General features: G+C 71.1%; 19 protein-coding genes. 5 read left to right on the forward strand and 14 right to left on the reverse strand.

All coding sequences use genetic code 11. The features are described from left to right. The first annotated feature begins 248 nt into the window (after positions 1-248). Positions 249-815, forward strand: coding sequence for a GPR1/FUN34/YaaH family transporter (locus tag ACIQMV_RS12485; RefSeq protein WP_384179238.1), 567 nt, complete (start codon positions 249-251; stop codon positions 813-815). A 177-nt stretch (positions 816-992) separates the two neighbouring features. Here the strand turns inward: ACIQMV_RS12485 and glmS are convergent, their stop codons facing one another. The 3 genes from glmS to ACIQMV_RS12500 form a co-directional block, all read right to left on the reverse strand. Next, positions 993-2,810: a glutamine--fructose-6-phosphate transaminase (isomerizing) gene (gene glmS, locus ACIQMV_RS12490; RefSeq protein WP_141360654.1), complete on the reverse strand. Its 1,818-nt coding sequence runs from the start codon at positions 2,808-2,810 to the stop codon at positions 993-995. Positions 2,811-2,821: 11 nt separating this feature from the next. Beyond that, positions 2,822-3,079, reverse strand: coding sequence for a hypothetical protein (locus ACIQMV_RS12495; protein ID WP_402592618.1), 258 nt, complete (start codon positions 3,077-3,079; stop codon positions 2,822-2,824). Positions 3,080-3,190: 111 nt separating this feature from the next. Further along, positions 3,191-4,087, reverse strand: a complete 897-nt coding sequence (locus tag ACIQMV_RS12500) for a DUF4429 domain-containing protein (protein WP_402592619.1) — start codon at positions 4,085-4,087, stop codon at positions 3,191-3,193. Positions 4,088-4,212: 125 nt separating this feature from the next. On the opposite strand from ACIQMV_RS12500, the gene ACIQMV_RS12505 reads away from it, so the two are divergent. After that, on the forward strand, positions 4,213-5,802 hold the full coding sequence (locus ACIQMV_RS12505) for a beta-N-acetylhexosaminidase (protein WP_402592620.1): 1,590 nt from the start codon (positions 4,213-4,215) through the stop codon (positions 5,800-5,802). Positions 5,803-5,878: 76 nt separating this feature from the next. On the opposite strand, the gene ACIQMV_RS12510 is transcribed toward ACIQMV_RS12505, so the two are convergent. The 10 genes from ACIQMV_RS12510 to ACIQMV_RS12555 all read right to left on the reverse strand — a co-directional run bounded on the left by ACIQMV_RS12510 (position 5,879) and on the right by ACIQMV_RS12555 (position 18,863). Further along, the gene (locus ACIQMV_RS12510; RefSeq protein WP_402592621.1) at positions 5,879-7,648 is read right to left on the reverse strand and encodes an IucA/IucC family protein; all 1,770 of its coding nucleotides are present in this window, start codon (positions 7,646-7,648) and stop codon (positions 5,879-5,881) included. Then, positions 7,645-8,175 carry a GNAT family N-acetyltransferase gene (locus ACIQMV_RS12515; RefSeq protein ID WP_402592622.1) on the reverse strand — a complete coding sequence of 177 codons (531 nt, stop codon included), beginning with the start codon at positions 8,173-8,175 and terminating at the stop codon, positions 7,645-7,647. Before ACIQMV_RS12515 ends, ACIQMV_RS12510 begins: the two co-directional genes overlap by 4 nt. After that, complete coding sequence (locus ACIQMV_RS12520; protein WP_402592623.1) at positions 8,172-9,482, reverse strand: lysine N(6)-hydroxylase/L-ornithine N(5)-oxygenase family protein; 1,311 nt, start codon at positions 9,480-9,482, stop codon at positions 8,172-8,174. The genes ACIQMV_RS12515 and ACIQMV_RS12520 overlap by 4 nt, the downstream gene beginning before the upstream one ends. Beyond that, positions 9,466-10,908, reverse strand: coding sequence for a lysine decarboxylase DesA (gene desA / locus ACIQMV_RS12525; RefSeq protein WP_402592624.1), 1,443 nt, complete (start codon positions 10,906-10,908; stop codon positions 9,466-9,468). The genes ACIQMV_RS12520 and desA overlap by 17 nt, the downstream gene beginning before the upstream one ends. A 130-nt stretch (positions 10,909-11,038) precedes the next feature. After that, entirely contained in the window at positions 11,039-11,902 is an 864-nt protein-coding gene (locus ACIQMV_RS12530; protein ID WP_402592625.1) for a siderophore-interacting protein, read from the reverse strand. 73 nt (positions 11,903-11,975) lie between these two features. Continuing rightward, positions 11,976-13,025 carry an ABC transporter substrate-binding protein gene (locus ACIQMV_RS12535; protein WP_402592626.1) on the reverse strand — a complete coding sequence of 350 codons (1,050 nt, stop codon included), beginning with the start codon at positions 13,023-13,025 and terminating at the stop codon, positions 11,976-11,978. A 134-nt stretch (positions 13,026-13,159) separates the two neighbouring features. Then, on the reverse strand, positions 13,160-14,320 hold the full coding sequence (locus ACIQMV_RS12540; RefSeq protein ID WP_141360663.1) for an acyl-CoA dehydrogenase family protein: 1,161 nt from the start codon (positions 14,318-14,320) through the stop codon (positions 13,160-13,162). 6 nt (positions 14,321-14,326) lie between these two features. Then, complete coding sequence (locus tag ACIQMV_RS12545; RefSeq protein ID WP_402592627.1) at positions 14,327-15,295, reverse strand: hydroxymethylglutaryl-CoA lyase; 969 nt, start codon at positions 15,293-15,295, stop codon at positions 14,327-14,329. Continuing rightward, the gene (locus ACIQMV_RS12550; RefSeq protein ID WP_402592905.1) at positions 15,292-17,229 is read right to left on the reverse strand and encodes a biotin carboxylase N-terminal domain-containing protein; all 1,938 of its coding nucleotides are present in this window, start codon (positions 17,227-17,229) and stop codon (positions 15,292-15,294) included. Before ACIQMV_RS12550 ends, ACIQMV_RS12545 begins: the two co-directional genes overlap by 4 nt. A 17-nt stretch (positions 17,230-17,246) precedes the next feature. Next, a complete protein-coding gene (locus ACIQMV_RS12555) occupies positions 17,247-18,863 on the reverse strand; it encodes a carboxyl transferase domain-containing protein (RefSeq protein WP_402592628.1) in 1,617 nt (538 codons plus the stop codon). A 108-nt stretch (positions 18,864-18,971) separates the two neighbouring features. On the opposite strand from ACIQMV_RS12555, the gene ACIQMV_RS12560 reads away from it, so the two are divergent. The 3 genes from ACIQMV_RS12560 to ACIQMV_RS12570 all read left to right on the forward strand — a co-directional run bounded on the left by ACIQMV_RS12560 (position 18,972) and on the right by ACIQMV_RS12570 (position 21,966). After that, complete coding sequence (locus ACIQMV_RS12560) at positions 18,972-19,580, forward strand: TetR/AcrR family transcriptional regulator (RefSeq protein ID WP_402592629.1); 609 nt, start codon at positions 18,972-18,974, stop codon at positions 19,578-19,580. A 317-nt stretch (positions 19,581-19,897) separates the two neighbouring features. Next, positions 19,898-21,055, forward strand: a complete 1,158-nt coding sequence (locus ACIQMV_RS12565; protein ID WP_402592630.1) for an acyl-CoA dehydrogenase family protein — start codon at positions 19,898-19,900, stop codon at positions 21,053-21,055. Positions 21,056-21,069: 14 nt separating this feature from the next. Further along, entirely contained in the window at positions 21,070-21,966 is an 897-nt protein-coding gene (locus ACIQMV_RS12570; protein WP_402592631.1) for an acyl-CoA thioesterase, read from the forward strand. On the opposite strand, the gene ACIQMV_RS12575 is transcribed toward ACIQMV_RS12570, so the two are convergent. Beyond that, a complete protein-coding gene (locus ACIQMV_RS12575; RefSeq protein ID WP_402592632.1) occupies positions 21,963-22,751 on the reverse strand; it encodes a phosphatase in 789 nt (262 codons plus the stop codon). The genes ACIQMV_RS12570 and ACIQMV_RS12575 overlap by 4 nt on opposite strands. Between the last annotated feature and the right edge of the window lie 18 nt (positions 22,752-22,769).

A 22,769-nucleotide genomic window follows, 5' to 3' on the forward strand; every position in this document is an offset into this window, starting at 1 on the left:
GGTCGGCAGGGCTCCGCCCTGCCGACCTCCTCCGCCTCGCGATGCACGGCACCGGACCCCGCTCCCTGATCCGGCCTGATCCAAACGAAAGACCCCAGCCGGTTCCGCCCCGGCCGGGCTCACGTCGGCCAACTTCCCTTTCCAGCCACGCGCTTTCCGTAAGCTACTCGCACGTAGAGGTGTTTGTGCCCTTGTGAAGGGCATATACCGGTCACCGCACAACTGCGCAGGCATGAAGGGAGCTTGCCGTGGCCAACGACGTCTCTGCGGGAAGCACCACGACCACCATCCTCGGCCGACTCGCCCTCGGTGTCACCCTGCTGGCCTTCGGCCTCGGGTACACCGAAGTCATCAACGGAGTGACGGCGAACGACTCGGTGACACTCGCTCACTATGTGGGCGGCGTCGCGCTGTTCGTCGCCGGACTGCTGGCCTTCCGCGATCGCGACACCGCGACCGGTACGGCCTACTGCGCGCTCGGCGCCCTCTGGTTCACCTGGGCCGTCTCGGCGGGCAGCCAGGTCTCCGGCAATGGCGCGGGGCTCTTCCTGCTCCTGTTCGCCCTCGTGGCCCTGACGTTGACGCTCGCCGGCGGCGACGTGCTCGGACAGGGCACCTACGGGCTGTTCTTCGTCTCCCTGGTGCTGCTCGCCATCGCGCTCTTCGCCGACAACGGCGGCTTGGCGAAGGTGGGCGGCTGGTTCGCCGTGGCGGCGGGAGCCGTCGCCTGGTACGCGGCCACGGCGGCGCTCGCCCACTGGCCCACGGAACTTCCGCGACGCGCTGCCGGCCGGGGGGTGACGGCCACCGGTTAGCCGCGCGGGCTGGGGGGGTTGGCATGCTCCCCGGCGACGGAGACGGACCCCCGCGTGATGGGTGGCACACGCGGGGGTCCGGTCTGTTGTTCTGCCCGTGCGGGTGCGTGGGGGCTGGTCGCGCCCCCATGGCGGAGCCGCATGTCGATGCGGCCCCGCGCCCTTTGGGGCGATCCGCTACTCCACCGTTACCGACTTGGCCAGGTTGCGGGGCTTGTCGATGTCCCGGCCCAGGGCCAGCGCCGTGTGGTAGGCGAGGAGTTGAAGGGGGAGGCCCATGAGGATCGGGTCCAGCTCGTCCTCGTTCTTGGGCACGACGATCGTCTGGTCGGCCTTCTCCTGCTCCTGGTGGGCGACGGCGAGGATCCTGCCGCTGCGGGCCTTGATCTCCTCCATGGCCGCGCGGTTCTTCTCCAGCAGGTCGTCGTCCGGCACGATCGCCACCGTCGGCAGGGCCGGCTCGATCAGGGCCAGCGGGCCGTGCTTGAGCTCGGAGGCCGGGTAGGCCTCGGCGTGGATGTAGGAGACCTCCTTGAGCTTCAGGGAGGCCTCACGGGCCACCGGGTAGCCCCGGACCCGGCCGATGAAGAGCATCGAGCGGGCGTCGGCGTAGTCCCGGGCCAGCCGCTCGATCTCCTCCTCCTGCTTCATGATCTCGGAGATCTGCGCCGGCAGCCTGCGCAGGCCCTCGATGATCCGCTTGCCGTCGCGCACCGACAGGTCGCGGATGCGGCCCAGGTGCAGGGCGAGCAGCGCGAAGGCGACGCAGGTGTTGGTGAAGCACTTGGTGGACACCACGCAGACCTCGGGCCCGGCGTGCACGTAGATGCCGCCGTCCGCCTCGCGGGCGATGGCGGAGCCCACCACGTTGACGACGCCGAGCACCCGCGCGCCCTTGCGCTTGAGCTCCTGCACGGCTGCCAGCACGTCGTACGTCTCACCGGACTGGGAGACCGCGATGTACAGCGTGTCGGGGTCGACCACCGCGTTGCGGTAGCGGAACTCGGAGGCCGGCTCGGCGTCGGCGGGGATGCGGGCCAGCTCCTCGATCATCTGGGCGCCGATCATGCCCGCGTGGTAGGAGGTGCCGCAGCCGAGGATCTTGACCCGGCGCACCGCGCGCGCCTCGCGGGCGTCGAGGTTGATGCCGCCGAGGTGCACGGTGGCGAACCGGTCGTCGATCCGGCCGCGCAGCACCCGGTCCACGGCCTCGGCCTGCTCGTGGATCTCCTTGTGCATGTAGGTGTCGTGGCCGCCCATGTCGTAGGAGGCGGCCTCCCACTCCACGGTGGTCGGCTCGGCGGTGGTGCGGGTGCCCTCGGTGGTGTACGTACGGAAGTCGTCGGCCTTGAGGGTGGCCATCTCGCCGTCGTCGAGGGTGACTATCTGGCGGGTGTGGGTGACCAGCGCCGCGATGTCGGAGGCGACGAACATCTCCTTCTCGCCGATGCCGAGCACGACCGGCGAGCCGTTGCGGGCCACCACGATGCGGTCGGTGAAGTCGGCGTGCAGGACGGCGATGCCGTAGGTGCCCTCGACCTGGCGGACGGCGGCGCGGACCCTCTCCTCCAGCGTCTCGGCCTCGGAGCGGGCGATGAGGTGGGTGAGCACCTCGGTGTCGGTCTCGGAGAGGAACTCCACGCCCTCCGCCTGGAGCTTGCGGCGCAGGTCGGAGGCGTTGTCGATGATGCCGTTGTGCACGACGGCGACCTTGTTGTCGGCCGACATGTGCGGGTGGGCGTTCACGTCGGAGGGGGCGCCGTGGGTGGCCCAGCGGGTGTGGGCGATGCCGGTGGTGCCCTTGAAGCGCGCCGGGACCTTGGCCTCCAGGTCGCGGACCCGGCCCTTGGCCTTGACCATCTTCAGGCCGGCCGTCTTCGGCGAGGTGACGGCGATGCCCGCGGAGTCGTAGCCGCGGTACTCCAGGCGCTGAAGGCCTTCCAGGAGCAGGGGGGCGACGTCACGCTTGCCGATGTATCCGACGATTCCGCACATACAGGTATCCCTCAGCCGTAGACGATCCGGCGCAGCTGCCGGAGGGAGAGTTCCGGCGGTGCCACCGCCCGGTATTTCAGGTCCGCCAAGATCCGTTCGAAGATCTCCGCGTTCACCTGGCCCTGGGCCTGGAGCTCGCGGTGGCGGCGACGGACGAACTCCTCGGTCGTCTCGTCGAAGTAGGCGAGCACGTCCTGGACCACCCGCAGCGCCTCGCCCCGGTTCAGGGGCGTGGACCGCGTCAGGTGATCAACAAGTTCGTCGTGCACCCGGTGGATTCTGGAGTAAGGGGCGGGCTTTCGCAAGAAACCTGCCCGATTTCGGGCAGGGGTATCGGTGGGAGGGGAGGGGCGAGGTGGCGGAGGCGCCCGGAGCGGTTCTCACATGCGTCTGAGGACCGCCTGCTTGGCCAGGGTGAACTCCTCGTCCGTGAGCACTCCTGTGCGGTGCAGTTCGCCCAGCTCGCGCAGCCGTCGCAGCAGGGCGTCGTGGTTCTCCCCGTCCCCGTCCGCGCCCTGGTCGGGGACCGCGGCCTCCACCGCGGCGGGCCCGCCGTCCACGGTCCCGTCCCATGGCGCGGACGGATGCGGCAGCCGGGCCTGCACGGCCGCCGCGACCAGCGCCATCAGCGGGTCCTTCTTGAAACCCCACAGTTCCACGGCGTTCGGGTCGTGCTTGGGCGGGACGCCGGCGGGCGCGCCCCGCACGCTGAGGCGCAGGAAGCCGTTCTCCAGCCCGGCGGCGGGCAGCCACTCCACCGCGGTGATGTCGGCGAGCGCTATCGTGCGGGCCCCGCCCGCGGCCTTGGCGTCCTCCGTCTTCCAGTTCCACTCCAGACGCACCCGCTCGCCGTCGAAGCTCGCCGTGCCGTCCCCGGCCGACACCGAGAGCGGCAGCGCGGGACCGGGCAGCAGGTACTCCGTCACCGGGACCGGGGGCACCTGCTCCAGCCGCAGGGCGTCACGGACCACGTCCACGAAGTATTCGGCGACCCCGTACCGCTCTGACTCGACCAGCAGCTGATAGGGGTCGTGCGGCTCGGTCAGCCGGCCCGCGGTCGCGTGCAGCAGCGGATCGGCGCCGTCGCGCAACCGCAGCCTGAGCCTCCCGGACCGCTTGCCCTGCTCGAACGAAACGCCCGCCAGAGCGGCGAGCGGTACGCGGATCTCACCCAGGGTCCGGCGCAGCAGACCGACGTTCTTGTCCCGTCCCGGGGTCAGTCTCAGGGCGTCGCCGTCCAGGACCCACGTGCCGTCGTTCTGGATGATTTCCGTCATGGGGAGATTGTTTCACCCCATCTGCGAGAGAGTGGTCTATACCGTCGGGGCTCATGGAGTCCCCGAGCCGAACGAAGGGAGCGCATGTGAGACGGCACCACAGCACGACTCCCCGCAGAATCCGGATGCCCAGGACGAGCCGGGCCCTGGGCGCGCTGCTGCTCGTGGCGGCCGCCGGAGCCTTCACCGTGGGCGCCGCGCCCGCCGGGAAGGCGGCGCCCGCAGCGGCCGCGACGCCGCTGGGCCAGGTGGTCCCGGCCCCCGCCTCCGTCCGGGCGGGCGGATCCCCGTACCGCATCACGGCGGGCACCCACATCCGCGTCGACGGCTCCCGTGGGGCGCGCCAGGTGGGGGAGTACCTCGCGGACGTCCTGCGGCCCTCCACCGGCTACCGCCTGCCGCTGACCACACAGGGCCAGGGCGGCATTCGGCTGCGGCTGGCCAAGGGGTCGTACGGCGCCGAGGGCTACCGGCTGGACAGCGCGGCGAGCGGGGTGACGATCACCGCCGGAAAGCCGGCCGGCCTCTTCCACGGTGTGCAGACCCTGCGGCAGCTGCTGCCCCCGGCCGTCGAGAAGAAATCCGTGCAGCCGGGCCCGTGGCTGGTCGCCGGCGGCACCATCAAGGACAGCCCGCGCTACGCCTACCGCGGCGCCATGCTCGACGTCTCCCGGCACTTCTTCACCGTCACGCAGGTCAAGCGCTACATCGACGAACTCGCCCTCTACAAGATCAACAAGCTGCATCTGCACCTGAGCGACGACCAGGGCTGGCGCATCGCCATCGACTCCTGGCCGCGCCTGGCGACCCACGGCGGCTCCACGCAGGTCGGCGGTGGCGGGGGCGGCCACTACACCAAGGCCGACTACAAGGAGATCGTCCGCTACGCCGCCTCCCGCCATCTGGAGGTCGTGCCCGAGATCGACATGCCCGGCCACACCAACGCGGCCCTCTCCTCCTACGCGGAGCTGAACTGCGACGGCGTGGCACCGCCGCTGTACACCGGCACCAACGTCGGGTTCAGCTCGCTGTGCGTGTCCAAGGACGTCACGTACGACTTCGTGGACGACGTCATCCGCGAGCTGGCCGCCCTCACCCCCGGCCGCTACCTGCACATCGGCGGCGACGAGGCGCACTCCACGAGCCACGACGACTACGTGAAGTTCATGAACCGGGTGCAGCCGATCGTCGCCAAGTACGGCAAGACGGTGATCGGCTGGCACCAGCTGACCGGCACCACCCCGGCCAAGGGCGCGCTCGCCCAGTACTGGGGCCTGGACTCCACCAGCGCCGCGGAGAAGGCCCAGGTCGCCCAGGCCGCGCAGAACGGCACCGGGCTGATCCTGTCCCCGGCCGACCGGGTGTACCTCGACATGAAGTACACCAAGGACACCCCGCTCGGACTGGCCTGGGCCGGCTACGTCGAGGTGCAGCGGTCCTACGACTGGGACCCGGGCAGCTACCTGCCGGGCGCGCCCGCCTCAGCGGTGCGCGGTGTCGAGGCCCCGCTGTGGTCGGAGACCCTGTCCACCTCCGCGCACATCGACGCCATGGCCTTCCCCCGGCTGCCCGGCGTCGCCGAACTCGGCTGGTCGCCCGCGGCCACGCACGACTGGAACACCTACAGGACGCGCCTGGCGGCCCAGGCGCCGCGCTGGGACGCGCTCGGGATCGGGTACTACCGCTCCCCGCAGGTGCCCTGGCCCGCGCAGTAGGAACAGCGGGGGAACACACGACGACGGGCACCCCGGAGGACCGTACTCCGGGGTGCCCGTCCGTCCGCGCCGGGGCTCACCGCCCCGCGAGGGGGTTCCGCAGGGTCCCGACCAGCTGGAGCGCCCCGGAGGGGTCCGCGAGGTCCACCATCTGCCGGTTGTCGCGCAGTTGGAGCCGGTTGAGGCAGGACAGCGCGAACTCGGGGGCGAACAGGTCGTACTGCCGGACCTTCCAGGCGAGTTCGGGCACCGACTCCTGGTACTCGCGGACCGTCTCGGCGACCGTCCGCCAGAAGCCGTCCTCCTCCAGGATCCCCTCGGTGGCGAGGCCCGCGGCCAGGAAGCGGAAGAAGCAGTCGAAGACGTCCGTGAAGAGGGACAGCAGCTTCTGGTCGTCCGGGACCTCCACCCGGATCCGCCGCACCTGGGGCGGCAGCGCGGCGTCCGGGTCCAGCACCGCGATCTCCTCAGCGATGTCCTTGAAGACCGCCCGCCGCACCTCGCCGTCCTCCAGCACCAGGATCACGTTCTCGCCGTGCGGCATGAACACCAGGTCGTAGGCGTAGAAGCTGTGCAGGAGAGGGGTGAGGTAGGCGCGCAGGTAGCCGCGCAGCCACTGCCGCGGGGACAGTCCGGAGCGCTCGATCAGGACACCCGCGAAGGACGCGCCCTCGTGATCGACGTGCAGCAGCGAGGCCATGGTGGCCAGGGACTCGTCCTCCCGCAGCGAGGGCACCGGGCTCTCGCGCCACAGCGCGGCCAGCATCTTCCGGTACGGCGAGTAGCGGTCCGTCGCCTCCTCGTACTCCAGGTGCCGGTAGCCGACGGCCGCCCGCTCGCGGATGATCGTCAGGCCGGTCGACTTCAGCACCGGGTCGTCGGCGATGAGCTGGGCCAGCCAGTCGTTGATGGCCGGGGTGGCCTCCATGTAGGCGGCCGACAGTCCGCGCATGAAGCCCATGTTGAGCACGGACAGCGCGGTCTTGACGTAGTGCCGGTGCGGGTTCGTGCGGTTGAAGAAGGTCCGGATGGACTGCTGGGCCAGGTACTCGTCGTCGCCCTCGCCCAGGCAGACCAGGTGCCGGCGGGCGATCTCGGCGGCGAAGGTGACGGTGAGCTTGTTCGACCACTGCCAGGGGTGGACGGGGATGAGCAGGTAGTCGGCGGGGTCGAGGCCCTGGCCGGTGAGGCGGGCGTGGAAACGCTCGACGGTCTCCGCGCCCAGCTCCTCGCGCAGGAAGGCCTCGTACTCGATGCCGACGCCCGCCGTGAAAGCCGCCCGTGAGCGGTGCGCGGCCAGCCACACCAGCCGGACGGGGCTCGCGGTCTCGGGGGCGTACGCCAGGTACTCGTGGCCCCCGAAGCCGAGCCGCCCGTTGTTGGCGACGAAGCAGGGGTGGCCCTCGGTCATGCCGCTCTCGATGTCCTGGAAGGAGCCCTTCGCCAGCTCGGCCGAGGTGACCCGCGGCTTGGCGAGCTTGTAGCAGGTGCTCGCCAGGGTGGAGGAGATCTCCTCCAGGTAGATCGGGAGGATCTCGTCGCTCAGCCCCAGTGACGCCTTGAACTCGATGAAGAAGTCCAGTGCGGCGAGCGGCAGTTCGGTGCCGTCGCGGTGGCGGGTGATCGAGTCCGGGTCCACCTGCCAGTGGTCGAGGGCGTGGCGGACGGCGGTGAAGCGGTAGCGGGTGAGGCCGTCGTCGGTGTGGACGGCCCAGTGGTCTCCGTCAGGCCGGGGAGCGAGCAGCCGCTCGTGCGTGAACTCGGCGAGCGCCTTGCGTATGAGCAGGCGGTTGGCGCTCTCCCAGCGTTCCGGGGAGAGGTGGGACACGGCGTCGGCGAGGGTCATGCCGTCACCCCCGTCGCCGCGGTGAAGTGCTCCCGGGTGCAGAAGCTCAGCAACGCCGTCTTCTCGGGTTTGCCGATCTCGCGCTCCGGCACGAACCCGACGGCCGTGTTCAGTCTCTGCACGGCCTTGTTGTGCACGTCGGGCTCCACCACGACCCGGCGCGTCGCCGGATCCTCGAACAGGTGCCGCAGCACGGCGGTGAGCACGGCCCGCGTGAACCCGTGCACCGGCGTGTCGGTCGGCGCGACCAGGAAGTGCATGCCGACGTCGCCCGGTTCCGGCTCGTACAGCCCCACCAGCTCGCGATGGGCCGGGTCGTACCTCTCCATCAGGAAGGCGGGCTCGCCGTCGTGCAGGCCGAGGAAGGCGTCGTGGTGGCGGTCGGCTGCGATCTCCACGTAGGCGCGCTCGACGTCCGTGAGCCTCGCGTCCTGCATCATCCAGAACGCCGCCTTGGGATGGGTGACCCAGCCGTGCAGCAGCTCGGCGTCCTTCAGCGGGTCGAGCGGACGGATCGTGAAGGTCATACGGCGAACTCCTGGAAAGCGATGGTCTTCTCGACCGGGTAGTGCTCGGTACCGAGCAGCTCGCGGATGATGCAGCTGTTGCGGTACGCGCCCATGCCCAGGTCGGGGCTGGTCACGCTGTGGGCGTGCACGCCGGCGTTCTGGAGGAAGACGCCCCGGCCGGTGACGTCGATGGCGTAGTTGCGGCCGATGTCGTGGTTGCCGTGGGAGTCGTAGCGCAGCCGGTCCCGGATCGGCTTCAGGAACTCCGGTTCGGCGTACCGGTAGCCGGTGGCCAGGACCAGGCCCTCGGAACGCAGCTCGAAGTCCTTCCCCTGCTCCTCCTGGCGGAAGGTGAGGGTGTACGCGCCGTCGTGGTGGGTCGCGCCGGTGAGCGCGGAGTTGGTGAGCAGGCGGGTGGGGACCGGGCCGCCGAGGTTCTTCTGGTAGAGCAGGTCGAAGATGTCGTCGATCAGGGTGCCGTCGATGCCCTTGAACAGGCCCTTCTGTTGCTCGGTGAGGCGGTAGCGGGTCTCCTCCGGCAGCGCGTGGTAGTAGTCGATGTACTCCGGGGAGGTCATCTCCAGCGTGAGCTTGGTGTACTCCAGCGGGAAGAAGCGCGGGGAGCGGGTGACCCAGGTCAGCCGGTAGCCGTGGACGTCGATCTCGCCGAGCAGGTCGTAGTAGATCTCGGCGGCGGACTGGCCGCTGCCCACCAGCGTGATCGACTCCTTGCGCTGGAGCGCCGCCTTGTGCTCCAGATAGCGGGAGTTGTGCAGGTGGTCGCCGGGCAGGTCGCGGCAGGCCTCGGGAAGGTACGGGGGTGTGCCCGTGCCGAGCACCAGCCGGCGGGCGCGGTACGCGGCTCCGGTGTGCGTCCGCACGGTGTACAGCTCGTCGCCGTCGTCGTACGTCACCTCGGTGACGGTCGTGCCGAAGCGGACGCTGCTCAGCCGGGACGCCGCCCAGCGGCAGTAGTCGTCGTACTCGACGCGCAGCGGGTAGAAGTTCTCCCGGATGTAGAACGAGTACAGGCGGCCCTTCTCCTTCAGGTAGTTGAGGAAGGAGAACGGGGAGGTCGGGTCGGCCAGGGTGACCAGGTCCGACATGAACGGGGTCTGGAGGTGGGCGCCGTCGAGGAACATTCCCGAGTGCCACTCGAAGTCGGGCTTGGACTCCAGGAAGACGCCGTTCAGTTCGGCGATCGGCTCGGTGAGGCAGGCCAGGCCGAGGTTGAAGGGGCCCAGGCCGATGCCCACGAAGTCGTAGGCGGTCTGGGGCTGTTCCGGGACCTCGGGGGCTTCGGTCGCTTCAGGACGCGCGGTCAAGGGACTCTCCCAGGTACTGCTCGGCGTGGCCGGCGATCAGGTCGAGGACGGCGGTGAGGTCGTCGGTGGTGGTCTCGGGGTTGAGCAGGGTGAACTTCAGGTAGTGGCGGCCGGCGACCTTGGTGCCCGCGACGGCCGCGGCGCCGGAGGCGAACAGGGCCTTGCGGGCGTAGAGGTTGGCGCGGTCGATCTCGGCCGGGTCGGTGACGGCCGCCGGGATGTAGCGGAAGACCAGGGTGGACAGCGCCGGCTCGACGACGACGTCGAAGCGCGGGTCGGAGGCGAGCAGTTTCCAGCCCGCGGCGGCCAGGTCGCACACCTCGTCGAAGAGCTGTCCGACGCCGTCGGCGCCCATCACGCGCAGGGTCATCCACAGTTTGAGGGCGTCGAAGCGGCGGGTGGTCTGGAGGGACTTGTCGACCTGGTTGGGGATGCGCTCGGTCACCGCGCGACGCGGGTTGAGGTAGTCCGCGTGATAGGTGGCGTGCCGCAGGACCGAGGCGTCACGGACCAGCACGGCGGAGGAACTCACCGGCTGGAAGAAGGACTTGTGGTAGTCGACGGTGACCGAGTCGGCGCGTTCGATGCCGGCGAGCAGGTCGCGCCGGGTGGGGGAGACCAGCAGGCCGCAGCCGTAGGCCGCGTCGACGTGCAGCCAGGTGCCGAACTGCCCGCACAGTTCCGCGATCTCGGGCAGCGGGTCGACGGAGCCGAAGTCGGTGGTGCCGGCGGTGGCGACCACGGCCATCGGGACCAGCCCGTCGCGGCGGCAGCGCTCCAGCTCGTGGGCGAGCGCGAGGGTCTGCATGCGCTGGTCGTGGTCGACGGGGACACAGACCACCGAATCGGGGCCCAGGCCCAGCAGCCGGGCTGACTTCCGCACGCTGAAGTGGCTTGCCTCGGAGGTGAGGATCCGCAGTTTGGAGACGGCGTCGCTCTTGGCCTCCTCACGGGCCAGCAGCAGCGCCTGGAGGTTGGACTGGGTGCCGCCGGAGGTGAACACGCCGTCGGCGTCGGGGCCGAGGCCGACGCGGGCGGCCGTCCAGTCGATGAGCTTGCGCTCGATCAGGGTGCCGCCCGCCGACTGGTCCCAGGTGTCGAGGGAGGAGTTGACGGCGGACAGGATGGCCTCGCCGAGCACCGCCGGGATGACGACCGGGCAGTTGAGGTGGGCGAGGTAGCGGGGGTGGTGGAAGTAGACGGCGTCCTGGAGGTAGACCTCCTCCAGCTCGTCGAGGGCCGCCGTGGTGTCGTTCAGGGGCCGGTCGAGGTCGATCCGCTCGATGCGGGGGGCGAGGGCGTCGGCGGTCACGCCCGTGAACGGCCGGTCGGTGGTGGCCAGTCGGGCGGCCACCCGCTCCACTCCTTCTTTCACGGACCGGCGGTAGTGCTCCGCGGTCAGGTCATTGAGCAGGTGTGAGCGCATGTGGGGGGTCCTCCGGTGGGTGGGGACGGTCCGAGCGGGACGGGAAAGCGGCGCCGTTCGTGCGCGACTCAACTTAGGTTAGCCTAACCTAAGTTGATCTAGGTCAAAGGCTGCCCCACCGTGACCGGTGTCACTCCTGCGCGCGCAACTGCTCCTCGCTCAGACCGTGCCGCCAGTAGCCCACGAAGGTGACGCGGCGCCGGTCGGTCCCGTGCTCGCCGACGAAGTGCCGGCGCAGCGCCCGGACGCACCCGGACTCGCCCGCGAGCCAGACGTAGGGCCGCGCGCCGGCCGGGAACCGGATGCCGCGCAGGGCGTCGAGCGCCATCGGGGGCCCCTCCGGGCGGCCCGACTCGCGCACCAGCCAGGTGACCTCGGCGTCGGCGTCGGTCACCACGTCCTGGATGTCGCCCATGTGCCCCACCTCCAGCCAGGCGCGCACCCGCGTGCCGGCCGGCAGGGACTCCAGGATCGCGGTCGCCGCGGGCACGGCGGTCTCGTCGCCCCACATCACCACCAGATCGGTGTCCTCGGGCGGGCGGAAGCGGATCGCCCGGTTGTCCGCGACCGCCGGACCGAGCAGCAGGACGCGGTCGCCCGGAGTGGCGCGGGCGGCCCAGCGGGAGGCGGGGCCGGCGGGCACCGCGGCGCCGGGCTCCATGCCGTGCAGGGCGAAGTCGATGTCGATCTCGTCGGGCCCGTCGGGTCCGCGGCGCAGGGACCGCAGGGTGTACGAGCGCATCACCGCCCGTACGTCGTCGGGGAGGTCGCGCCAGCCCTGCCACCACCCGTCCCCGAGTTCGAGCGGCACCACCGGCTCGGACTGGCCCGGGTGCGGCAGGAACAGGGAGAGGGACTGGTCGAGTCCATCGGAGTGGAAGGCGTGCAGGTCGGGCCCGGCGAAGGTGACCCGGACGAGAGACGGGCCGAGCCGCCTCGTCCGTACGACCTGGAGGGAGAAGAAACGGAACGGGGCGGCCACGGCCGTCGTCATGGGTGCTCCTGAGTCATCGTCAGGGTGCTTGTGTGTGGGGGGTGGTGGTGCGTGCCCGAGGGCGCGGGTCGGGTCAGGCGACCTTCTTCGCCGTCTCGATGGCCTTCGCGAGGTCCTCGAGCAGCGGGGCGCACTTGTCGTACGACAGGATCGGCTCGGGGTTGCGGGCGATGACCTGCTTCGCCTTGACCGCGGGCAGCTTCTTCCAGGTGCCCTGGGTGATGTCGGCGGGCTGGATCGCCGAGGTGCGGTTGTCCATCATGATGATGTCCGCCGTGTACTTGTTGGCGTTCTCCCAGCTCAGGGACTCGTACCAGCCGCCGCCCTGCTTCTTGGCGCTCTCCGGGGGCTCGACGAAGTTCACGCCGAGGGCCTTGAAGTACTCCAGGTCGACGGAGAGGTTGGTGCCGGAGACGTAGAACAGGTCCTGGCTCGCGGAGCCCGCCAGCACCTTGATGTCCGGCTTCGACCGGGCGGCGGCGCGCAGCCGGACGGCCGCGTCCTCGAACCGCTTCCTGGCCTGCTTCACCTTGTCGCCGGTGACGTCCGCGCCCAGCGACTCGGCCAGCGCGAGCATGCGCTCCAGCGGCTCCGTCAGCTGCCGGTCGTAGACGGAGATCCCCACGGTGGGGGCGCCGACGGCGAGGATCTTCTTCTTCGACTCCTCCGGGACGTACCAGAGGGTGCCCGCGTCGTCGAACATGGTGGAGACGAGCAGGTCGGGGGCGAGGGACGCGTACTTCTCGATGTTGAACTGGCCCCACTCGTTGCCGAGCACCGTCACCTTGCTGACGTCCATGTCGCCGGCCTGCACATCGGCCTTGCCGTCCTTGGTCGTCGTCGGGCCGAAGACGCCCTCGACCCGGACGCCGTAGTCGTGCAGCGCGGCGGCGACCCCGACGAAGGCGACGATCCGCGAGGGGGCCTTGCCGGTCTTCACGGTCTGCCCGCGGTCGTCCTTGAAGGCCCAGGGGCCGGACGCGCCGGCCGCCGCCTTGCCGCCCGAGCCGCCGCCTTTCGCGTCGCCGTCACCACAGGCTGCGAGTACGGCACCGAGGCCGAGGGCGCCGCCCGCGGCGAGGATGCCGCGGCGGGAGAGATGAGTGGCACGGGCGTTGGGCATGGGTGTGACTGCTTTCGAACGGGGCGGAGCGCCCGCCGGACAGGTTCGAAGGTAGGTTAGCCTAACCTCAGTTCCTGTCCAGGGGGCGGGTCGTCACGTCCGTGCCGGTCGGCGGCCCGTGCGCTGCCGGGGCGTCAGCTCGTCAGGCCCAGCTCCCTCGCGATCAGCATCCGCTGCACCTCGCTCGTGCCCTCGCCGATCTCGAGGATCTTGGAGTCGCGCCACATACGGGCCACCGGATACTCGTTCATGAAGCCGTAGCCACCGTGGACCTGGGTGGCGTCGCGGGCGTTGTCGACGGCGATCGTCGAGGAGTAGAGCTTGGCGAGCGCGGCCTCCTTCTTGAAGGGCTCGCCGGCCACCAGCCGGTAGGCGGCGTCGCGCCAGGCCAGGCGGGAGGTGTGGGCCTTCATCTCCATGTCGGCGATCTTGAACTGGATGGCCTGGTTGGAGCCGATGGGCTTGCCGAAGGCGTGCCGCTCCTTGGCGTACTTCACCGACTCGTCCACACAGCCCTGGGCCAGCCCGGTCGCCAGCGCCGCGATGGCGATCCGGCCCTCGTCGAGGATCCGCAGGAACTGCGCGTAGCCGCGGCCCTCCTCGCCCAGCAGGTTCGCCGCCGGCACCCGGACGTCGGCGAAGGACAGCTCACGGGTGTCGGACGCGTTCCAGCCGACCTTCGAGTAGGCGGGCGCCACCGTGAAGCCGGGCGTGCCGGAGGGGACGATGATCGCGGAGATCTGCGGGCGCCCGTCGGGCTTGTGGCCGGTCACCGCGGTCACGGTCACCAACCCGGTGATGTCCGTGCCCGAGTTGGTGATGAAGCACTTGGTGCCGTTGATCACCCACTCGTTGGTGTCCGGGTCCAGCCGGGCCGTCGTACGCGTCGCGCCCGCGTCCGAACCGCCGTCCGGCTCGGTGAGGCCGAAGGCGCCCAGCATCTCGCCGGAGCACAGCCGCGGCAGCCACTCGCGCTTCTGCTCCTCGGTGCCGAAGAGGTGGATCGGCATGGCGCCGAGCGAGACTCCGGCCTCCAGCGTGATGGCGACCGAGGAGTCCACCCGGGCCAGCTCCTCCAGCGCGATGCCCAGCGCCAGGTAGTCGCCGCCCATGCCGCCGTACTCCTCCGGGAACGGCAGCCCGAACAGGCCCATGCGGCCCATCTCCCGGACGATCTCGTACGGGAACTCGTGCCGCTCGTAGAAGTCGCCGATCTTCGGGGCGACGACGTCGTGGGCGAACTGCTCCACCGTGCGGCGGAGTTCCTCCAGCTCGGGGGAGAGACGGTGGTTCATCGTCGATCACTGCTCCTTGTGGGAGAGGGCACGGAGGGTGCGGGAGGGGCTGGGGCGGCCCAGCCGATCGGCCATCCACGCGCTGGTGGCGGTCAGGCGGCCGAGGTCGACTCCGGTCTCGATGCCGAGACCCTGCAACATCCACACGAGGTCCTCGGTGGCGAGGTTGCCGGTGGCGGACTTGGCGTACGGGCAGCCGCCGAGGCCGCCCGCGGAGGCGTCGACGGTGGTGACGCCGTGCTGGAGGGCGGCCAGGGTGTTGGCGAGGGCCTGGCCGTAGGTGTCGTGGAAGTGCACGCCGAGCGCGGAGGTCGGCACGTGCTGCTCGTTGAGCGTGGCCAGCACCTCCAGGACGTGCCCCGGGGTGGCGACGCCGATCGTGTCCCCGAGGCTCAGCTCGTCGCAGCCCATGTCCAGCAGCGCCCTGCACACGTGGGCGACCTGGTGGAGCGGGACGGCGCCCTCCCAGGGGTCGCCGAAGCACATGGAGACGTAGCCGCGGACGTGGGCGCCCTTCTCCTTCGCGCGGGTCACGACGGGTTCGAAGACCGCGAGCGACTCCTCCACCGTGCGGTTGAGGTTGGCCTTGGCGAAGGACTCGGTGGCGCTGGCGAAGACGGCGATGCGGTCCGCCCCCAGGGCGAGCGCGCGCTCCAGCCCGCGCGCATTGGGCACGAGGACCGGCAGACGCACCCCCTTCAGATCCTTGACCTGGGCGAACAGCGCCTCCGCGTCCGCCAGTTGGGGTACCCACTTCGGGTGGACGAAGCTGGTGGCCTCCACGGTGGTCAGGCCCGCGTCGGCGAGGCGGCGGATGAACTCCGCCTTGACCTCGGTCGGCACGGTCGCCTTCTCGTTCTGCAGTCCGTCGCGCGGTCCGACCTCGTGGATCCTGATCCGCGCGGGCAGGTCGGGGGCCGGGACCACCATCGGGAGGCCGGTGTCCGACGTGCTCAAGCGGTCCGAGGTACTCATGCCGTCTCCTCCTCCACGGGGGCGATGACCGCCAGGACCTGGTCCATGGCGACCGTCGTGCCCGGTGTGACGTCCAGCTCGGTGACGGTGCCGGCGTGCGGCGCGGAGATGACGTGCTCCATCTTCATCGCCTCGACGACCAGCAGGCTCTGCCCCGCGGCCACCTCGTCGCCGACCGCGACCTTCACCACCGTGACCGTGCCCGGCATGGGGGCGGTGAGCGAGTCGGCGCCGGAGTGGGCCGCGCGGCTGAGGGAGGCGGCCACCGGGTCGTGGTCGCGCACGTGCCAGGCGTCGCCGTCGCGGGCCAACCAGTCGGCGGCGCGGTGGAAGGTGTGGCGGACGCCGTCGAGAGTGACGGACACCGTGTCGTCGGTGACAGCGGCAGTGCCGCGCATCTGGTGAGTGACCGGTTCGAGTCCCGCCACGCGCAGCGGGAACGCCATCGGCTTCGGCTCCCCGCCCAGCCGCCAGCCGCTCGGCACGGAGAACGGGTCGGTCCAGCCCCCGCCCTTCGGCCGCAGGTCCTCCAGCCGTACGGCCGCGGCGGCCTCGTAGACCTCCTCCGGCACCTCCGCGGGGATCAGCTCGTCCGCCACCCGCTCCACCAGCCCGGTGTCCAACTCGCCCGCCACCACGTCCGGGTGGGCCAGCAGCCGGCGCAGGAACCCGGCGTTGGTCTGCACGCCCAGCGTGACCGTCCCGGCGAGGGCCGCCCGCAGTTTCCTGAGCGCGGTGGCGCGGTCCGGGCCGTGGGCGATCACCTTGGACAGCATCGGGTCGTACAGGCTGCCGACCTCCGTGCCCTCGCTGAGCCCGGAGTCGGTGCGCACGCCGTCTCCCTCCGGCTCGCGCAGCCCGAGCACCGTGCCGCCCGAGGGCAGGAACCCGCGGGCCGGGTCCTCCGCGCACAGGCGCGCCTCGATCGCGTGACCGGTCAGCCGGACGTCCTCCTGGGCGAACGCCAGCGGCTCGCCCGCCGCCACCCGCAGCTGCCACTCCACCAGGTCGAGCCCCGTGATCAGCTCGGTGACCGGGTGCTCCACCTGGAGGCGGGTGTTCATCTCCATGAAGAAGTACGACGCCGGGTCCTTGCCGGGGACGATGAACTCCACCGTGCCCGCACCCCGGTACCCGCAGGAGCGGGCCGCCTGGACCGCGGCCTCGCCCATCGCGGCCCTGGTCTCCTCGTCGAGGAGCACGCTCGGCGCCTCCTCGACGATCTTCTGATGGCGGCGCTGGAGGGAGCACTCGCGCTCGCCGAGGTGCACCACGTTGCCGTGGCCGTCGGCCAGGACCTGGATCTCGATGTGCCGGGGGCGGTCGACCCAGCGCTCGACCAGCAGGGTGTCGTCGCCGAAGGAGGCGCGGGCCTCACGGCGGGCGGCGGCGATCTCCTCGTCGATCAGGCCGGCGTCCCGCACCAGCCGCATGCCCTTGCCGCCGCCGCCGGCGGACGGCTTCAGCAGCACCGGCATACCGATCCCGCGGGCGGCTTCGGCGAGCTGGGCATCGGTGAGCCCGGAGCCGCTGGAACCGGGGACCACCGGCACCCCGGCGGCCTTCACCGTCTCCTTGGCGCGGATCTTGTCGCCCATGAGGGAGATCGCGTCGGCCGGAGGGCCGATGAAGACCAGCCCGGCCTCCTCGCAGGCGCGCGCGAACCCGGCGTTCTCCGCCAGGAAGCCGTACCCCGGGTGGACGGCCTGCGCGCCGGTACGGGCGGCGGCCTCCAGGATCCGCTCGACGGACAGATAGCTCTCGGCCGCGGGCGCCGGGCCGATCCGGACCGCCGTGTCGGCCTCCCGGACGTGCCGGGCGCCGGCGTCGGCGTCGGAGAAGACGGCCACCGAGCGCACGCCGAGCGCGCGCAGCGTACGGATGACCCGGACGGCGATCTCGCCCCGATTGGCCACCAGAACCGTTTCGAACATGGTCACGAGGTCCCCCCTCACATCCGGAAGACGCCGAACTGGGGGTCACCCAGCGGGGCGTTGGCGCACGCGGTCAGGGCCAGGCCCAGCACCTGGCGGGTCTCCAGCGGGTCGATCACGCCGTCGTCCCAGAGGCGGGCGGTGGCGTAGTAGGCGTTGCCCTGGTGCTCGTACTGGGCGCGGATGGGGGCCTTGAACGACTCCTCGTCCCGCGCCGGCCACTCCTCGCCGCGGGCTTCGAGCTGGTCCCGCTTGACGGTGGCGAGCACGGAGGCGGCCTGCTCGCCGCCCATGACGGAGATCTTGGCGTTCGGCCACATCCACAGGAAGCGGGGGGAGTAGGCCCGGCCGCACATGGAGTAGTTGCCCGCGCCGTACGAACCGCCGACCACGACGGTCAGCTTGGGCACGCGGGTGCAGGCGACCGCGGTGACCATCTTGGCGCCGTGCTTGGCGATGCCGCCCGCCTCGTAGTCCTTGCCCACCATGAAGCCCGAGATGTTCTGCAGGAACAGCAGCGGGATCCCGCGCTGGTCGCACAGCTCGATGAAGTGGGCGCCCTTCTGGGCGGACTCGGAGAACAGGATGCCGTTGTTGGCGACGATCCCGACCGGGTGGCCGTGGATCCGGGCGAAGCCGGTGACGAGGGTCTGCCCGAACTCGGCCTTGAACTCGGCGAAGCGGGAGCCGTCGACCACGCGCGCGATGATCTCGCGGACGTCGTAGGGGGTGCGGGGGTCGGCGGGCACCGCCCCGTACAGCCCGTGGGGGTCGATCTTGGGCTCGACCGCCTCGGTGATCTCCCAGGGCAGGGAACCGCGCGCGGGGAGGGTCGCCACGATGTTCCGCACGATGCGCAGGGCGTGGGCGTCGTCCTCGGCGAGGTGGTCGGTGACGCCGGAGATCCGGGAGTGGACCTCGCCGCCGCCGAGCTCCTCGGCGGTCACGACCTCGCCGGTGGCCGCCTTCACCAGCGGCGGCCCGCCCAGGAAGATCGTGCCCTGGTTGCGGACGATCACGGCCTCGTCGCTCATCGCCGGGACGTAGGCCCCGCCGGCCGTGCAGGAGCCGAGGACGGCGGCGATCTGCGGAATTCCGGCGCCCGACATCCGGGCCTGGTTGTAGAAGATCCGCCCGAAGTGCTCCCGGTCGGGGAAGACCTCGTCCTGCATGGGCAGGAAGGCGCCGCCGGAGTCGACCAGGTACAGGCAGGGCAGGCGGTTCTCCAGGGCCACCTCCTGGGCCCGCAGGTGCTTCTTCACCGTCATCGGGTAGTAGGTCCCGCCCTTGACGGTGGCGTCGTTGGCGACGATCACGCACTCGCGGCCGCCGACCCGTCCGATGCCGGCGATGACCCCGGCGGCCGGTGCCTGGTCCTCGTACATCCCGTCGGCGGCCAGCGGTGCCAGCTCCAGGAAGGGCGACCCGGCGTCGAGGAGGGTGTCCACGCGGTCGCGCGGCAGCAGCTTCCCGCGCGCGGTGTGCCGGGCGCGCGCCCTCTCGCCGCCGCCGAGCCGTGCGGCGGCGAGCTTGCCGCGCAGCTCCTCGGCGAGCGCGCGGTGTGCCTGTTCGTTGGCCCGCCAGGCCTCCGACGCGGGATCGGCCGCGCTCGTCAGCTCCGGTGCCTCGTGCATCCTTGCGGTCCCCTCACCCGGGTGGTCGGTGCGCCCGACTGTTAATGAGCGTTAACGTGTTTGCCTCCAGGTTAACGAGCGCTAACCTCCCTGTCTAGAATTACTTCCATGGCCACCCGAACCGATGCCCCCACCCGCCGCGAGCAGATCCTCAAGGAAGCCGCGAGGCTCTTCGCCGAACGCGGCTTCCACGGTGTCGGCGTCGACGAGATAGGCGCCGCCGTGGGCATCAGCGGGCCGGGTCTGTACCGGCACTTCGCGGGCAAGGACGCGATGCTCGCCGAGCTGCTGGTCGGCATCAGCGGTCAGCTCCTGACGGGGGCGAAGCGGCGTCTGGCCGAGGCCGACGGGGTGGCCGAGCCGGAGGCGGTGCTCGACTCCCTCATCGAGGGGCACATCGACTTCGCGCTCGACGACCGTCCCCTCATCACCTTGCACGACCGGGAGCTGGACCGCTTGCGGGAGAGCGACCGCAAGCTGGTGCGCCAGCTTCAGCGGCAGTACGTCGAGCTGTGGGTGGAGGTGGTCCGGCAGGTCCATCCGGATCTCGTCGAGCCGGCCGCGCGGTCGGCCGTGCACTCGGTGTTCGGGCTGCTGAACTCCACGCCGCATCTGGGGCGGGCGGGTGCCCTGCCGGGGCGGGGGGACACGGCGGAGTTGCTGCATCGGATGGCTCGGGGGGCGTTCGCGTCGGCGCCCGCGCCTGCGGCGGGCTGAGCGGTTTGCGGGTGCGGCCCGGCATGTGAGGGGGCTGTGCCCCATGCCCCCGGGGTGGAGGGGGGCGCCCCCGCCGCCCCTACCCGTCCCGTCCCGGGGGGCTTCACCCCCTGGACCCCCGTGGTTGCCTGCGGGTTCGTGGGGGCTGGGCGCGCGGTTCCCCGCGCCCCTGGTGGGCGAGGGGCTTCGCCCCCCGCCCGCTCCGGCTCGCCGCTTCCGTGACCTGTCTTACCCGGGCTGCTCTTTACGGCGTTGTGTACTCGCCGGTACGTTGGTGTGAGCAAGCGCTTAGACAGTCCGTGTGTGGAGGTGGCGGCGTGCGTCGTACGGTGTTCAGTGAGGATCACGAGGCGTTCCGGGAGACCCTCCGCGCCTTCATCGAGGCCGAGGTCGTACCGGTCTACGACGAGTGGTGCGCCGCCGGCCAGGTCCCGCGCGAGTTCTACCACCGGCTCGCCGAGCTCGGCCTGTTCGGCATCAACGTTCCCGAGGAGTACGGCGGCGCCGGACTCCAGACGCACCGGTTCGAGGCCGTCCAGTACGAGGAGACCGCCCGCGCGGGCGTCACCTTCGGCGGCTCCGGCGTCCACGTCCTGCTCGCGCTGCCCTACCTCAAGATGCTCGCCACCGACGAGCAGAAGAAGCGCTACCTGCCCAAGTTCGTCTCCGGCGAGGAGATGTGGGCCATCGCGATGACCGAGCCCGGCACCGGCTCCGACCTCGCGGGCATGAAGACCACCGCCCGGCTGAGCGAGGACGGCACGCACTACGTCCTCAACGGCGCCAAGACCTTCATCACCGGCGGCGTCCACGCCGACAAGGTCATCGTCTGCGCCCGCACCGCCGCCCCGACGGCCGAGGACCGCCGCCACGGCATCTCCCTGTTCGGCGTGGACACCCGGTCCGAGGGCTACTCGGTGGGCCGCAAGCTCGACAAGCTGGGCCTGAAGGCCTCCGACACCGCCGAGCTGGCGTTCGTCGATGTCAAGGTGCCGGTCGAGGACCTGCTCGGCGAGGAGAACAAGGGCTTCTCCTACCTCGGCGCCAACCTGCCCTCCGAGCGGTGGGGCATCGCCTTCGGCGCCTACGCGCAGGCCGGCGCCGCCGTCCGGTTCGCCAAGCAGTACGTGCAGGAGCGCACCGTCTTCGGCAAGCCGGTCGCCCACTTCCAGAACACCAAGTTCGAGCTGGCCGCCTGCCAGGCCGAGGTGGACGCGGCGCAGGCCGTCGCCGACCGCGCGCTGGACGCCCTCGACGCCGGTGAACTCACCCCCGCCGAGGCCGCCTCCGCCAAGCTGTTCTGCACCGAGGTGGCCCACCGCGTCATCGACCGCTGCCTCCAACTGCACGGCGGCTACGGCTACATGAACGAGTACCCGATCGCCCGCCTGTACGCGGACAACCGCGTCAACCGCATCTACGGCGGCACCAGCGAGATCATGAAGTCGATCATCGCCAAGGACATGGGCCTGTAAGGGCAGGACGGCGCATGAACCCAGCACTTCGGTCCCTGCTCGATCTGCTCGACCTGGAGCGGATCGAGCGGGACATCTTCCGCGGCCAGTCCCGCTACGCGGTCGTCCCGCGCGTCTTCGGCGGGCAGGTCGCGGCGCAGGCGCTGGTCGCAGCCGGGCGCACGGTCCCCGGGGACCGGCACGCGCACTCGCTGCACGCGTACTTCCTGCGCCCCGGCGACCCGGGCGCGCCCATCGTCTACACCGTGGACCGCATCCGCGACGGCCGCTCCTTCACCACCCGCCGGGTCGTCGCGGTCCAGCACGGGCAGCCCGTCTTCCACCTCTCGGCGTCCTTCCAGACGTACGAGGAGGGGCTGGAGCACCAGGCCCCCATGCCGCCCGCCCCGGACCCGGAGACCCTGCCCACCTCGCAGGAGCGGATGCGCGGCTACGACCACCTCCCGCGCCAGGTCGTGGAGCGGTTCCTGGAGGCCCGCGAGGCCGTCGACCTGCGCTACGCCGACGAGCCGCCGTACGGCAGGTTCGGCGAGGCGCGCGAGCCGCACTCCCAGGTGTGGTTCCGGGCCAACGGCAAGCTCGACGGCGACATCGACGAACCTCTCCTGCACGTCGTCCTCGCCACCTACGTCTCCGACATGACGCTGCTGGACTCCGTGCTGCTCGCGCACGGCCGCGGCGGCTGGGCGGTCGGCGACGTGGTCGGGGCCTCGCTGGACCACGCGATGTGGTTCCACCGGCCGTTCCGGGCCGACGAGTGGCTGCTGTACGACCAGGAGTCCCCCTCCGCGCACGGCGGCCGCGGCCTCGGCCAGGCCCGCATCTACACCCAGGACGGCCGGCTGGCGATCTCGGTGATCCAGGAGGGCGTGGTCCGCGTGCCCCGGTCCCAGACCCCTGACGGGTCCTAGCCCAGGCCCGCCCGGTCCAGCAGGTACGCCGTCATCGGGTCGTAGTACCGGGGGCTGACCACGTGGTCGTCGAGCGGCACGGTCACCTGGACGGTCCCCTCGGCCTCGGCGACGAACAGGGCCGGGTCGTTGCAGTCGGCGTAGCCGACCGAGTCCACGCCGTGCTGACCGGCGTATCCCGCCCAGCCGTGGTCGGCGACGACCAGGTCGGGCAGCGGGCGGCCCTCGCGCTCCAGGCCGGTGAGGACGGCCCGCATCGGCTCGCCGGAGTGGGTGTGCCACAGCGTGGCGCCGTGTTCCAGGACGGCCACGTCCGCGAACTGCATGACGTACCCCTCGTTCGTCTGGAGCCCGTCCGGGATCACCACGATCTCGCAGCCGGCGGCGTGCAGGGCGGCGGCGGTGGCGCGGTGCACGTCGAGCAGGCCGCCGGGGTGACCGGTGGCGAACAGGACCCGCTGACGGCTGTCGGCCGCCTTGCGCAGCCGGCCGGCCATCCGCTCCAGGGCGTCGACGGTCAGCTCGGGGTCGATGGTGTCCTGGCCGTAGCGGTGCTCCGGGTCGTCGTTGACGCCGACGCGCTCCGCCATCACCGCCAGCACGTCCTGCTCGTCGCTCCAGCGGTCGCCGAGCTCCAGACCGAGCCAGAAGTGGCGGTCGCCGTTCGCGAGCTTGCGGTAGTGGGAGAGGTTGTTCTCGCGAGGGGTGGCGACGTCCCCGGCGATACGGGTCCTCACGAGGTGGTCGACGAGCTCGGCGCGGCTGGGTGTCCCGGATATCGGCATGGCTCCCATTGTGGTGCA

Source organism: Streptomyces sp. NPDC091412 (assembly GCF_044756885.1).
Classification (GTDB): Bacteria; Actinomycetota; Actinomycetes; order Streptomycetales; family Streptomycetaceae; genus Streptomyces.